The sequence below is a fragment of the Sphingomonas lutea genome, assembly GCF_014396785.1.
Classification (GTDB): Bacteria; Pseudomonadota; Alphaproteobacteria; order Sphingomonadales; family Sphingomonadaceae; genus Sphingomicrobium; species Sphingomicrobium luteum.
Map to the genome: position 1 here is coordinate 895,810 of NZ_CP060718.1, position 13,213 is coordinate 909,022.

Consider the following 13,213-nt stretch of genomic DNA (forward strand, 5'->3'; position numbering starts at 1 on the left):
CTGGACCCGCTCAGGCGAGGGCGACTTCGTGAAGGGGCAGTACAGCCGCGCGCATGAGTGGGTGTTTGATGGCGGCGCGGTGGTGCCGGCGTCGGCGAGCCCGCACATCGTGCCGGCCCGTGGTTCAACGCGGCGGGGGTCGATCCGGAGGAGGCGTTCGTGGCGTCGTTGTCGTCGTGTCACATGCTGTTCTTCCTCGACTTCGCGAAGCGGGGCGGCTGGACGGTTGAGGGCTATGTCGATGAGGCCGATGGCGTGATGGGCAAGCGTGCCGACGGCAGGATGGCGATGACCCGCGTGACCCTGCGGCCGAAGGTCGAATGGGCCGGCGACGCGCCGGATGCGGCGGCGATCGCGGATCTTCACCACCGGGCGCATGACGCCTGCTTCATCGCCAATTCGGTGACCAGCGAGGTCGTCATTGACCACTAACCGCTCGTCCTGAGCGGAGCGCGAAGCGCGGAGTCGAAGGGCGCGTGGCACGACCGCCTTGCCAGCGCCCTTCGACTTCGCTCAGGACGAACCAATGTTGTTCAAGGACAAAGCACCATGAAGCTGGGCAGACTGAACCATGTCGGCGTGGCAACGCCGTCGATCGAGCGGAGTCTCGAGACCTACCGCACCCTGTTCGGCGCCGAGCCGCATGGCGAGCCGTTCGACCTGCCCGCACAGGGCGTCCGTGTCTGCTTCGTCGATGCGCCCAACAGCCAGATCGAGCTGATCGAGCCGCTGGGCGCGGACTCGCCGATCGCCAGATTCCTCGAAAAGAACGCGGAAGGCGGGCAGCATCACGTTTGCTTCGAGGCGGAGGACATCGACGAGGCGCGTGCGCATTTCGAGGGCAAGGGCGTCCGCATTCTCGGCCCCACCCGCATCGGCGCGCACGGGACGCCGATCTTCTTCCTCCACCCCAAGGACATGGGTGGCGTGCTCACGGAAATTATGGAAACTCCGAAGCATTGACGGCTAAGGACCGTCGCGCATGACCGACAAACCGTCAAAGAGCGATTGGGAAGCCCTCGCCGCCAAGGAATCGCGCGGCCGTGACCTGAGCCGCGAGACGGTCGAGGGCATCACGCTCAAGACCGTCTACGGCCCCGAGGACGCGGCCGGGATCGACAGCGGCTTTCCCGGCCTGCCGCCCTACACGCGTGGGCCCTATGCGACGATGTATGCCGGGCGCCCGTGGACCATCCGCCAGTACGCCGGCTTCTCGACCGCCGAGGAATCCAACGCCTTCTACCGCCGCAACCTCGCCGCCGGGCAAAAGGGCCTCTCGGTCGCCTTCGACCTCGCCACTCACCGTGGCTACGACAGCGACAATCCTCGCGTCGCGGGCGATGTCGGCATGGCAGGCGTTGCGATCGATAGCGTCGAGGACATGAAATTGCTGTTCGACGGCATTCCGCTTGGCGAAATGTCGGTGAGCATGACGATGAACGGCGCGGTGTTGCCGGTGCTCGCTTTCTTCATCGTCGCGGGGGAGGAACAGGGGGTCGAGCGCGCCGCGCTGACCGGGACCATCCAGAACGACATCCTCAAGGAGTTCGCGGTCCGCAACACCTACATCTACCCGCCCGAGCCGAGCATGCGGATCGTCGCCGACATCATCGCTTATTGCGCGGCAGAGATGCCCAAGTTCAACAGCATCTCGATCAGCGGTTATCACATGCACGAAGCCGGGGCGACGGCAGTGCAGGAGCTCGCCTACACGCTCGCCGACGGCATGGAATATGTCCGCGCCGCGCAGGCCAGCGGGCTCGATATCGACGCTTTCGCGCCGCGCCTGTCCTTCTTCTGGGGCATCGGCATGAACCTGTTCATGGAGGTCGCCAAGCTGCGCGCGGCGCGGACCCTGTGGGCACAGATCATGACCGATCTCGGCGCGAAGAATGAGAAATCTAAGCTGCTGCGCACGCACTGCCAGACGAGCGGCGTCAGCCTGACCGAGCAGGACCCGTACAATAATATCGTCCGCACCACGGTCGAAGCGCTCGCGGCGGTGCTCGGCGGCACGCAGTCGTTGCACACCAACAGCTTCGACGAAGCCATCGCGCTGCCGACCGATTTCAGCGCGCGCATCGCTCGCAACACGCAGCTGATCCTGGCCGAGGAAAGCGGCGTCACCGCGGTCGCCGACCCGCTCGGCGGCAGCTGGTACGTCGAGGCTCTCACGCGAGAACTCGAGGAGAAAGCGCAGGCGCTGATCGACGAGGTCGAGGCGCACGGCGGGATGACCAAGGCGGTTGCCGAGGGCCTGCCGAAGCAGCGCATCGAAGAAGCCGCCGCTGCGCGCGCGGCCAAGGTCGATACGGGCGAGACGGTGATCGTCGGAGTCAACCGCTACCGGCTGGCTGAGGAGGATGAGATCGACATCCTCGCGGTCGACAATGCCAAGGTGCGCGCGGGCCAGATCGCTCGGCTGGAGCGCGTGCGGGCGGGGCGCGACGAGGCGGCGGTTCGGGCGGCGTTGGATGCGTTGACTGCGGCGGCCAAAACTCCGTTTGTCCTGAGCGAAGTCGAAGGGCGCGGTTCGGACGTCGGTGCCAGCGCCCTTCGACAAGCTCAGGACGAACGAAACTTGTTGCGGTTGGCGGTGGAATGCGCCCGCGCCCGCGCCACGCTCGGCGAAATCTCCGACGCGCTCGAACGCGCCTTCGGCCGCTACGCGACCAAGCCCGCGCCGGTCAGCGGCATCTATGGTCAGCGCAGCGACGAACGCTGGAGGGGCGCGGTCGCGGGGACGCAAAGCGTTGCGCAGCGGCTCGGCCGCGCGCCGCGCATCTTCGTCGCCAAGATGGGGCAGGACGGACACGACCGCGGCGCCAACCTCGTCAGCTCGGCATTCGGCGATCTCGGGTTCGAGGTCATCGCGGGCGCGCTGTTCCAGACGCCGCGCGAAACCGCCGAGCAGGCGATCGCGGCGGATGTCGACGTGGTCGGCGCGTCGAGCCTGGCCGCGGGCCACAAGACTTTGATCCCCGAACTCATCGGCCATTTGCGCGACCTGGGCCGCGCCGACATCAAGGTCGTGGCCGGCGGAGTCATCCCGCCGCAGGATTATGCGATCCTGCGCGAAGCCGGCGTTCAGGCGATCTTCGGCCCCGGCACCAACCTCGCCGACGCCGCCGACGAAGTGCTGCGCCTGCTCGGCCACAACCGCCCGCCGGCAGGCGAAGCGCTCAATGAGGCTGCGGAGTAGGGGCGGCAGATGGAAATAAGCTCAGAAGAACGTTTGGCCGCGACCGGCGACGGCGCGCTGCTGCTCTACGATTACTTCAAGCATATGACGACGCTGGCGCTGGTCACGCTGGGCGGCATCCTCGCCATCCCGCAGTCGATCGGAACCCAGATGACCGTTCGCGAACTGCTCCCGTCGCTCGGCCTGATCGCCCTGTCGGGCGCCTTTTCGCTCTACGCAATGGAAGCCATCATCAAATCGCGTCTGGAGAGCCGTCCACTGCCGAAATCGATGCGCTGGAACCGCTTGATTGTGGGCGGCACGTTCGGCATCGGCGTCGGTGCCTTCCTCGGCTTGTTCATGGACCTGATCCAATGATGACGCCGCGCACTCTTCATACGGAGCTTGTTTCAGCAGCCATTTTCGGGAAGGTCGAAGCAATCGACGTGACGGCGTAAGGGGCGCGATGTTCAAGAAAATCCTGATCGCCAACCGCGGCGAGATTGCCTGCCGCGTGATCCGCACCGCGCGGCGGATGGGGATCGCGACCGTCGCGGTCTATTCCGATGCCGATGCGCGCGCGCCGCACGTCAAGATGGCGGATGAGGCGGTGCGGCTGGGGCCGCCGCCGGCGTCGGAAAGCTACCTCAAGGCCGAGCTGATCATCGACGCGTGCAAGGCCACCGGCGCTGAGGCGGTGCACCCGGGCTACGGCTTCCTCAGCGAGCGCGAAAGTTTTGCGAAAGCGCTGGCGAAGGAGAAGATCGCGTTCATCGGCCCGCCGCCCAAGGCGATCGCGGCGATGGGCGACAAGATCGAATCCAAGAAGCTCGCGCAGGCCGCGGGGGTCAACGTCGTCCCCGGCTATCTCGGCGACATCGCGACCACCGACGAGGCAGTGAAGATCGCGGGCGACATCGGCTATCCGGTGATGATGAAGGCCAGCGCCGGCGGCGGCGGCAAGGGCATGCGCCTCGCCTGGAACGAACAGGACGTGCGCGAAGGCTTTGAGGCGACCAAGCGCGAGGGGCTCGCCAGCTTCGGTGACGACCGCGTGTTCATCGAGAAATTCATCGAGGCGCCGCGCCATATCGAGATCCAGGTGCTCGGCGACCAGCACGGCAACGTGCTCTATTTGAACGAGCGCGAATGTTCGATCCAGCGGCGCAACCAGAAGGTCGTCGAGGAAGCGCCGTCGCCGTTCGTTTCGCCCGAGATGCGCAAGGCGATGGGCGAGCAGGCGGTCGCGCTCGCCAAGGCGGTCGGTTACTATAGCGCGGGCACGGTCGAGCTGATCGTCAACGGCGCCGACCCCAGCGGGAAAAGCTTCTACTTCCTCGAAATGAATACGCGGCTGCAGGTCGAGCATCCGGTGACCGAGGAGATCACCGGGCTCGACCTCGTTGAACAGATGATCCGCGTTGCGGCGGGGGAGAAGCTGGCGTTCGGGCAGGACGATATCGGCATCAACGGCTGGGCGGTCGAAAACCGCGTTTATGCCGAGGACCCGTATCGCAGCTTCCTGCCCAGCACCGGGCGTCTGATCCGCTACTGGACGCCGCCGCCGGTACGGACGGACGAGCTTGTCATCCGCGTCGACGATGGCGTCGCCGACGGTGGCGAGATCAGCATGTTCTACGACCCGATGATCGCCAAGCTGGTGACCTGGGCGCCGACGCGCGAAGCGGCGATCGAGGCGCAGATCGCGGCGCTCGACCAGTTCGTGATCGATGGCATTTCGGACAATGTCGATTTCCTTTCGGCGTTGATGCAGCACCCGCGGTTCCGCGAAGGGAATCTCGCCACGGACTTCATTGCCGACGAATATCCCGACGGCTTCGACGGCGCGCCCGCGGATGCGCAGTTCATCGAAGACCTGACCGCCATCGCCGGCATGGTCGCGGTCATCAGCGACGAGCGCGCGGCAACCATCGACGGCCAGCTCGGCCCGCCCGTGCACCCGCGTGCGAACGGATCGTCCGCATTGATGGCGAAAGTCACAAGGTGCGGATCAAGCCGTACAAGGGCGGGACGCTCGCGGTCACCGACGACGGTGATTTAGTCGACATCGTCGGGCGGTGGATCCCGGGACAGCGGTTGCTTGTCGCCACGGTCGATGGCCGGCACCGCATCGTTCAGGTGCGCCGCGCCGGCCGAGACTGGGAGCTGCAGACGCGCGGCCGAACGCACAGGGTCCAGGTCTTGAGCCCGCATGTCGCGGACCTTGCGCGGCACATGATCGACAAGCCCGCGCCCGACCTGTCGCGGCTGTTGCTTGCGCCGATGCCTGGGCTGCTCACCAAGCTCGACGTTTCCGTTGGCGACAAGGTCGAGCCCGGTCAGCCCATCGCGGTCATGGAGGCGATGAAGATGGAGAACATCCTCCGCGCGCCCAAGGCCGCGACGGTCAAGGCGACGCCGGCGAAAGCGGGCGACAGCCTGGCGGTCGATCAGGTAATCGTCGAGTTCGAGTAGAATTCGGCGTCTCAACCAAAAAACACTTCAATTCGGGCACGAAACGCTTAAGGAGCAGAAATCATTGGTTTCCTTGCCCTTTCGCTAGGATTGGGCCGTCGAGGACGTTCAAGATATGATACCGATCGAACCGTCGCGGGGCTGCGCCGACGCTGTCGCCGTTGCCCGGCACGCCGGATTCGGACGTTGCCGACGCGCACGATTTCTTAGGCGCGTCCGATTTGTCGATGACCTCTGTCGTGCTCAGCCTGCTGGAGCAGAGCGACGATTGCATCAAAGTCGTCGCCGTCGACGGATCGCTGCAATTCATGAACTGCAACGGCAAGAAAGCGATGCAGATCGACGATTTCGCAACGTTCGCGGGGCTGCCGTGGCATACGCTGTGGCCGGCCGAATCGCAGCTCGCAGTCCAGCATTCCGTCACCGAAGCCAACGAAGGTCGCGCTCATCGCTTCGAGGCCTTCTGCCCGACCGCCAAGGGCGACCCGCGCTGGTGGGAAGTGACCGTCTCCCCGCTGCGGAACCGTGACGGAGATGTCAGCGCCATCCTGTCGACTTCGCGCGATATTACGGCGCGTATCCAGCGCGAGGACGAATTGCGGACCATTGCTGCCGAAATGCGCCATCGTCTGCGCAATGCGCATACGCTGGGTGCGGCGATCGCAATGGCGGCGTCGCGCGATGCGCCCGAACATCGTCCATTCGCCATGCGGCTGGCCGAGCGGCTGTCGCGGCTTGCCGACGTCCAGGCGCATTTGTTCGATGCAGGGGAAGGCATGACGGTCAAGTCGCTGTCGGACCGCACCTTTTCGGCGTTCGACGACGGCACCGGGCGGATTGTCTGCACGGGTGGCGAGGATGTCGAGCTGGGCGAGCAGGGAACGCGGACGCTTGCGCTGGTGCTCGGCGAGCTGGCGACTAACAGCGCCAAATATGGCGCGCTTGGCCGCGGCGGCGAGGTGCGTGTCGAAACCTCGGTCCGGGACGATCATGTCGAGATCGTCTGGGAGGAGCGTTTCGCCAGCGATGCGCAGTCGCCGCTTGCCGCGCCGTCGAGCGGACAAGGAACGGGTCTGATGCAGCGCATGATCGCGCTCATGGGTGGCCAGGTACAAGGCGAAGCACGTCCGGACGGCTATCGCGCAACGATCTCGGTGTCGCTGGCCAAGGTCGCGCAATAAGCTATTTCGGTTCGCGCAACTCCGACCTCCGAAGCTTGCCCGTCGCCGTCTTCGGCAACGCTTCCACGAAGGTGATCTCGCGCGGATATTTGTAGGGGGCGATCTGCTCCTTGGCGAAGTCCTGGAGCTTGGCGGCGAGCTCGTCGCTGGCTTCGGCGAACCCCGCCAGCACCACGAACGCCTTCACTTTCTGCCCGCGCTCGGGACAGGGCACGCCGATCACCGCGCATTCGGCGACGGCGGGGTGCGCGAGCAGCGCATTCTCCACCTCGGGTGCGCCGATGTTGTAGCCTGAGCTGACGATCATGTCGTCGCTGCGCGCAAGGTACCAGTAATAGCTGTCGGCGTCCTTGCGGTAGGTGTCGCCGGTGACGTTCCAACCATCGACGACGTAGTTTTTCTGCCGCTCGTCATCGAGATAGCGGCAGCCGGTCGGTCCCTTGAGCGCGAGGCGGCCGGTGCCTTCGTCCATCGGCTGGTCGTCGGCGTCGAGCACAGTTGCGGTGTAGCCGGGCACCGCCTTGCCGGTGGAGCCGGGGCGGATGTCGTCGCCCGCGGCGGAGATGAAGATGTGCATCATCTCGGTCGATCCGATGCCGTCGGTGATCGCGATCCCCGTTCGCTCGTGCCAGGCGCGCCACGTCGCTTCGGGAAGGTGTTCGCCGGCGGAGAGGCAGTAGCGCAGGGTCTTCAAGGCCCGGCTCAATGCGCTGTCCGACGAAGGCGCCCCTCGACTTCGCTCGGGACGAACGGAGTGGGGATCTTCCACAACCTCCGTTGGTGTCGAGCGAAGTCGAGACACGTCGGGCCCGTCCCCTTCGGTCGCGAGCATCGCCTTGTAAGCGGTCGGGGCGGTGCCGAGGTGGGTCACGCCGTGCTTGGCAATCGCCTCAAGCATCGCCGGCGGGCTCGGCTGTTCCACCGTGCAGCAGGCGGCGCCCGCGCGCAGCGGGAACAGGAAGGCCGCGCCGAGCCCGAAGGTGAAGGCGAGCGGCGCGCTGGTCAGCGCGATGTCGCCCGGCTTCATCCCGATCAGGTGGCGCGCGAAGCTGTCGCATGGCGCGAGGACGTCGCGGTGGAACTGGACGCAGCCCTTAGGCACGCCGGTTGTGCCGCTGGTGAAGGCGATCAGCGCCGGATCGTCACGGCCGGTGTCGGCGGGCGGCAACGGGTCGAGCGCGGCGGTGCGCGTCTCGAGCTCGCCGCGGCCGTGATCGCCGTCGTAGCGCAGGATGTGCTTGACGCTGTGGGTCTGTTCGACGGCCTGCCGGAAGTCGCCAATGAAGCGGCTGTCGACGATCGCGTGGCTGATGTTCGCGCGCTCGATCACGGTCGCGATCTCGCCTGGGCGAAGCAGCGGCATGGTCGCGACGACCACACCACCGGCCTTGAGGACGCCGAGCCAGGCTGCGAACATGGTGTAGCCGTTGGGCCCGCGCAGGAGCACGCGGTTTCCCGGGACGAGCCCCTCCTGATCGACGAGCAGCCGCGCGATGCGCCCGCTGAAATCGTCAAGATCGGCATAGGTCCAGCGGCCGTAATCGTTGACGAAGGCGAGGGCGCCCGGGTCGCCGCCCTTGAGCAATTCCGCCGCGGCGTTGAGCCGTTCGGGATATTGCAGCTCGGGCAGGTCGAAGCGGAACTCGGGCAGCAATTCCGTCGGCGGCAGGCGGTCGCGGACGAAGGAGTCGATCGTCACGCGGGCACCACGGCGGTCGTCTCGATCTCGATCTTGGCCGCGCTTTCGACAAGGCCCTTGACCTCGACCAGCGCCATGGCCGGATAGTTCGCGCCCATGACTTCGCGCCAGGCTGCACCGATCTCATCGCGCGAGCTCAGATATTCGTGCCGGTCGGTGACGTAGCAGGTCATTCGCACCACATGCTCGGGCCCCGCACCGTCCTCGGCGAGGATCGCGATCACATTCTTCAGCGCCTGGGCGAATTGCCCATGCAGGGAATATTCCCGGAAACATTCCGCTTCGTCCCAGCCGACGACGCCGGCAGTGAAGATCATCCGGCCGCTGGCCGAAATGCCGTTGGAATAGCCCTTCGGCCGCGGCCAGCCGGGCGGTTGGAGGATTTTCATCAGCGGACCTCCTTGAGCAGGTCCCGCGCAATGATCTGGCGCTGCACTTCGCTCGCCCCTTCATAAATCCGCAGCGCACGGATTTCGCGATAGAGTTCCTCGACCTTGACTCCGCGCGTGACGCCGGCGCCGCCATGCATCTGCACCGCATCGTCGATTACCTGCTGCGCGCATTCGGTCGCATGGAGCTTGGCCATCGCCGCGGCGCGGCGGTGGTCGGTGCCGCCGACGTCCTGCTGCCATGCCGCGCGATAGATCAGCAGCGCCGAGGCATCGACGGCGAGCGCCATGTCGGCAAGCTTGGCCTGCGTCACCGCATTTTCAGCAAGCGTGCCGCTTCCCAGTCGCCGATCCCGCGCGAACGCCAGCGCCTCGTCCAGTGCACGCCGCGCGAAGCCATTGGCCGCCGCGGCCACCGTCACGCGGAACAGGTTGAGCGTCTCCATCGCGATTCGGAAGCCCTCACCCGGCTCGCCGATGATGGCGTCGGCGGGCAGGCGGACGTTGTCATATTTGAGGCGCGCAAGCGGATGCGGTGCGACCACGCCAATGCGCTCCGCAACCTCAACCATCTCGGCGGGCACGACGAACGCCGACAGGCCGCGCGCGCCTTCGCCCTCGCCGGTGCGCGCGAAGGTCACGTAAAAATCCGCGATGCCGCCGTTGGAAATGTAGGTCTTCTCGCCGACCAGCACCCATTCATTGCCGTCGCGCATCGCCGAGCTTTGCATGTTTGCCGCGTCCGAGCCGCATTCGGGCTCGGTCATGGCGAAGGCGGCGATCGCCTCGCCCGACGCGACGCGCGGCAGCCACGCGCGCTTCTGCTCGACCGTTCCGAACAGGGAAATCGCGCCCGACCCCAGGCCTTGCATCGCGAAGGCGAAGTCGGCGAGCCCGCTGTGGTAGGCGAGCGTTTCGCGCGCGATGGCCAGGCTGCGCACGTCGGGCCGACGGTCGCCTTGCGCAACGGCAAGCTTGAGGAAGCTTGCGCCCCCAAGCTCCCGCACCAGTGTCCGGCATTCATCGTCGAGGTTCTCGGCATAGCGCCCGCCGAGATTCTCGCGGCACCAGCGATCGAGCTCATTGGCCAGCTCGCGATGGCGCGGCTCGAAGAACGGCCAGGCAAGGAAAGCGCGGTCCATCAGTCCCCCTGGAAGTCCGGCTGCCGCTTGTTTGCAAACGCCTCGAAGGCGCGATGGAAGTCGCGCGTTTGCATGCATTCGGCCTGCGCCCGCGCTTCCATTTCGATCGCCTCCTCGATCGACACATGCCATTCCGCATCGAGCATCTTCTTGGTCACGAAATGCGCCCGGCTCGGCCCGCTCGCAAGTTGTCGCGCAAGGGTCTGCGCTTCGGCCAGCGGATCGTCCGCAAGACGGTTCCAGAAGCCCCAGGCCGCGCCTTCCTCGGCGCTCATGTTGCGACCGGTGAACAGCAATTCGGCGGCGCGCCCGTGGCCGATGATCCGCGGCAGGATCGCGCACGCGCCCATGTCCGCGCCGCTCAGGCCTACGCGGGTGAACAGGAAGGCGGCTTTGGCATCGGGCGCGGCGAAACGCAGGTCGCTGGCCATCGCCAGGATCGCGCCTGCGCCAGCGCACACGCCCTCGACCGCGGCGATCACGGGCTGCGGGCAGGCGCGCATCGCCCGAACGAGGTCGCCGGTCATCCGGGTGAAGGCTAGTAGCCCGTCTTCGTCCATCCTGGTCAGCGGCCCGATAATCTCGTGCACGTCGCCGCCGCTGCAAAAATTGCCGCCTGCGCCCGTCAGCACGATAGCCTTCACGTCATAGCTTTTGTCGAGCGCCCAAAAGGTGTCGCGCAATTCGTCATAGCTGTCGAAGGTCAGCGGATTCTTGCGCTCGGGACGGTTGAGCGTGATCGTCGCGACCCCGTCGTCGAAGCCCCACAGGAAATGCCTCGGGGCGAAGGTCGCAGGGTCGAAGCTCACGCGCTGGTCGCGCCGTCGATGGTGATCGCGGCGCCGCTGATGTCCCCGCTCTGCGGTAGGCACAGGGTCATGACCATCGTGCCGATGCCGTCGGGTTCCACCAGCCGTCCGCTGGCATTCATGTTGGTGATCGCGTCGCGCGCGAATTCCTCGCCGCGGCCGGTGAATTGCGACACGCGCGCGACCGACTGGTCGGTCATCGGCGTGTCGACATAGCCCGGGCAGACCGCGTTCACGGTCAACTTGGTCTTGGCATATTCAGACGCCAGGCTGCGGGAGAGGCCGAGCAGCCCGTGCTTCGAGGCGGCATAATGCGCGGCATAAGGCACGCCGCGCAGGCTCGCGACCGAGGCGATGAAGACGATGCGCCCATGCTCGCTCTTCAAAAGGTCGCCGATCGCCGCCTGCGCGCAATCGAACGCGCCGGTGAGGTTGACGGCCATGATCCGGTCCCAGCTTTCGCGCGTCATCTTGTGGAACGGTGCGCTTTCGGCGATCCCGGCATTGACGATCAGCATTTCGATCGAGCCGTTGGCGGCACGCGCTTCGTCGAAGGCGCGGTCGATTTGCGCGCGGTCGGCGACGTCGCATTGGATGGCGGTTCCCTCGACGCGGCCCGCGACCTGCTGCAGCGGCTCCATCCGCCGCCCGAGCAGCGAGACCTTTGCCCCTGCCGCGTGCAGGTGCGTCGCGCAGGCGGCGCCGATACCTGTGCCGCCGCCGGTGATCAGTGCATGGCGTCCCTGCAGCCAATCGGGCATCGACGTCCTCCTTCATTTCCGCATTGGCCGAAGCGGTTTCCGGTGGCAATGGCGAGCAAATCCGTCAGGGGAATCCGAGTCCATGAAGAGCCGCGCCGCCGTCGCGTTTGAAGCCAAGCAGCCGCTCGAAATCGTCGAGGTCGACCTTGAAGGCCCGCGCGCGGGCGAGGTGCTGGTCGAGATCATGGCGACGGGCATCTGCCACACCGATGCCTACACGCTCGACGGCTTCGACAGCGAAGGCATCTTCCCGTCAATCCTCGGCCATGAAGGCGCCGGCGTGGTGCGCGAGGTTGGCGCGGGGGTGACCAGCGTCGCGGTCGGCGACCATGTCATCCCGCTCTACACGCCCGAATGCGGCAAGTGTAAAACCTGCCTTTCCGGCAAGTCCAACCTGTGCACCGCGATCCGCGCGACGCAGGGCAAGGGCCTGATGCCCGACGGCACCAGCCGCTTCTCGTACAAGGGCGAGATCATTTTCCATTACATGGGCTGCTCGACCTTTTCGAACTTCACCGTCCTGCCCGAAATCGCGGTTGCCAAGATCCGTACCGACGCGCCGTTCAAGACAAGCTGCTACATCGGCTGCGGGGTCACCACCGGCGTCGGCGCGGTGACCGAGACCGCCAGGGTGCAGCCGGGCGACAATGTCGTGGTGTTCGGTCTTGGCGGGATCGGCCTCAACGTCATCCAGGGCGCCAGGTTGGCGGGCGCGGGACGGATCGTCGGCATCGACATCAACCCCGATCGCGAGGAGTGGGGCCGCCAGTTCGGCATGACCGATTTCCTCAATACGAAGGGGATGAGCCGCGAGGACATCGTCGCCAGGATCGTCGAGATCACCGACGGCGGCGCGGACTACAGCTTCGACGCGACCGGCAATACCGAGGTGATGCGCACCGCGCTGGAATGCTGTCACCGCGGCTGGGGCACCAGCATCATCATCGGCGTCGCCGAGGCGGGCAAGGAAATTTCGACGCGCCCGTTCCAGCTGGTCACCGGCCGCAACTGGCGCGGCACCGCGTTCGGCGGGGTCAAGGGGCGCTCGGGCGTGCCGGGGATTGTCGACATGTACATGGACGGCAAGATCGCGATCGACCCGATGATCACCCACGTCCTCACGCTTGACGAGATCAACAAGGGCTTCGACCTGATGCACGCGGGGAGAGCATCAGGAGCGTCGTCGTTTACTGAGGAGGCGAATATGTACAGCCACGTCATGGTCGGATCGAACGATCCCGAACGGTCCAGGAAATTCTACGACGCCTTGTTCGAGAAGGAAGGGCGCACCGACGACAAGGGGCGCACGGCCTACGGCCGCAAGGGCAGCGTGTTCATGATCTCCAAGCCGATCGACGGCCAGCCGGCGACGCATTCGAACGGCGGGACAATCGGCTTTGCCTTCGACAGTCCCGAGGAGGTCGATGCCTGGCACCAGCGCGGGCTCGCCGCGGGCGGAACGGCGATCGAGGATCCGCCGGGCTATCGCGAAAATGCGTTCGGCAAGCTCTACCTTGCGTATCTGCGCGATCCCGACGGCAACAAACTGTGTGGGCTGTACCGGCCCGAGCAGTGA

The 13,213-nt window shown here is 66.0% G+C and carries 11 protein-coding genes and 2 pseudogenes; 8 read left to right on the forward strand and 5 right to left on the reverse strand.

What is annotated here, in order from left to right:
* Positions 1 to 159 precede the first annotated feature (159 nt).
* The 6 genes and pseudogenes from H9L13_RS12600 to H9L13_RS04565 all read left to right on the forward strand — a co-directional run bounded on the left by H9L13_RS12600 (position 160) and on the right by H9L13_RS04565 (position 6,837).
* Positions 160 to 432, forward strand: a complete 273-nt coding sequence (locus H9L13_RS12600) for an OsmC family protein (protein ID WP_223176481.1) — start codon at positions 160 to 162, stop codon at positions 430 to 432.
* Positions 433 to 549: 117 nt separating this feature from the next.
* A complete protein-coding gene (mce, locus tag H9L13_RS04545) occupies positions 550 to 963 on the forward strand; it encodes a methylmalonyl-CoA epimerase (protein WP_187539409.1) in 414 nt (137 codons plus the stop codon).
* A 19-nt stretch (positions 964 to 982) separates the two neighbouring features.
* Positions 983 to 3,202 (forward strand): methylmalonyl-CoA mutase, encoded by a 2,220-nt coding sequence (gene scpA, locus H9L13_RS04550; RefSeq protein ID WP_187539411.1) that lies wholly within the window; start codon positions 983 to 985, stop codon positions 3,200 to 3,202.
* Positions 3,203 to 3,235: 33 nt separating this feature from the next.
* On the forward strand, positions 3,236 to 3,559 hold the full coding sequence (locus tag H9L13_RS04555; RefSeq protein WP_187539413.1) for a hypothetical protein: 324 nt from the start codon (positions 3,236 to 3,238) through the stop codon (positions 3,557 to 3,559).
* An 88-nt stretch (positions 3,560 to 3,647) separates the two neighbouring features.
* Positions 3,648 to 5,656: pseudogene (locus H9L13_RS04560) on the forward strand (ATP-binding protein).
* Between the two features lie 227 nt (positions 5,657 to 5,883).
* Complete coding sequence (locus H9L13_RS04565; protein ID WP_235091292.1) at positions 5,884 to 6,837, forward strand: PAS domain-containing protein; 954 nt, start codon at positions 5,884 to 5,886, stop codon at positions 6,835 to 6,837.
* 1 nt (position 6,838) lies between these two features.
* Here the strand turns inward: H9L13_RS04565 and H9L13_RS04570 are convergent, their stop codons facing one another.
* From H9L13_RS04570 to H9L13_RS04590, 5 genes are read right to left on the reverse strand one after another with little or no spacing between them, the layout of a single operon-like run.
* The gene (locus tag H9L13_RS04570) at positions 6,839 to 8,536 is read right to left on the reverse strand and encodes an AMP-binding protein (RefSeq protein WP_187539417.1); all 1,698 of its coding nucleotides are present in this window, start codon (positions 8,534 to 8,536) and stop codon (positions 6,839 to 6,841) included.
* Entirely contained in the window at positions 8,533 to 8,925 is a 393-nt protein-coding gene (locus tag H9L13_RS04575) for a RidA family protein (RefSeq protein ID WP_187539419.1), read from the reverse strand. Before H9L13_RS04575 ends, H9L13_RS04570 begins: the two co-directional genes overlap by 4 nt.
* Positions 8,925 to 10,067, reverse strand: a complete 1,143-nt coding sequence (locus H9L13_RS04580) for an acyl-CoA dehydrogenase family protein (RefSeq protein ID WP_235091189.1) — start codon at positions 10,065 to 10,067, stop codon at positions 8,925 to 8,927. The genes H9L13_RS04575 and H9L13_RS04580 overlap by 1 nt, the downstream gene beginning before the upstream one ends.
* Positions 10,067 to 10,876, reverse strand: a complete 810-nt coding sequence (locus tag H9L13_RS04585; RefSeq protein WP_187539420.1) for an enoyl-CoA hydratase family protein — start codon at positions 10,874 to 10,876, stop codon at positions 10,067 to 10,069. Before H9L13_RS04585 ends, H9L13_RS04580 begins: the two co-directional genes overlap by 1 nt.
* On the reverse strand, positions 10,873 to 11,637 hold the full coding sequence (locus H9L13_RS04590) for an SDR family NAD(P)-dependent oxidoreductase (RefSeq protein WP_187539422.1): 765 nt from the start codon (positions 11,635 to 11,637) through the stop codon (positions 10,873 to 10,875). The genes H9L13_RS04585 and H9L13_RS04590 overlap by 4 nt, the downstream gene beginning before the upstream one ends.
* Positions 11,638 to 11,719: 82 nt before the next feature.
* On the opposite strand from H9L13_RS04590, the pseudogene H9L13_RS04595 reads away from it, so the two are divergent.
* Together H9L13_RS04595 and H9L13_RS04600 are read left to right on the forward strand one after the other, a co-directional pair.
* Positions 11,720 to 12,831, forward strand: a pseudogene (locus H9L13_RS04595) (S-(hydroxymethyl)glutathione dehydrogenase/class III alcohol dehydrogenase).
* A 25-nt stretch (positions 12,832 to 12,856) separates the two neighbouring features.
* Positions 12,857 to 13,213, forward strand: a complete 357-nt coding sequence (locus tag H9L13_RS04600) for a VOC family protein (RefSeq protein ID WP_244954834.1) — start codon at positions 12,857 to 12,859, stop codon at positions 13,211 to 13,213.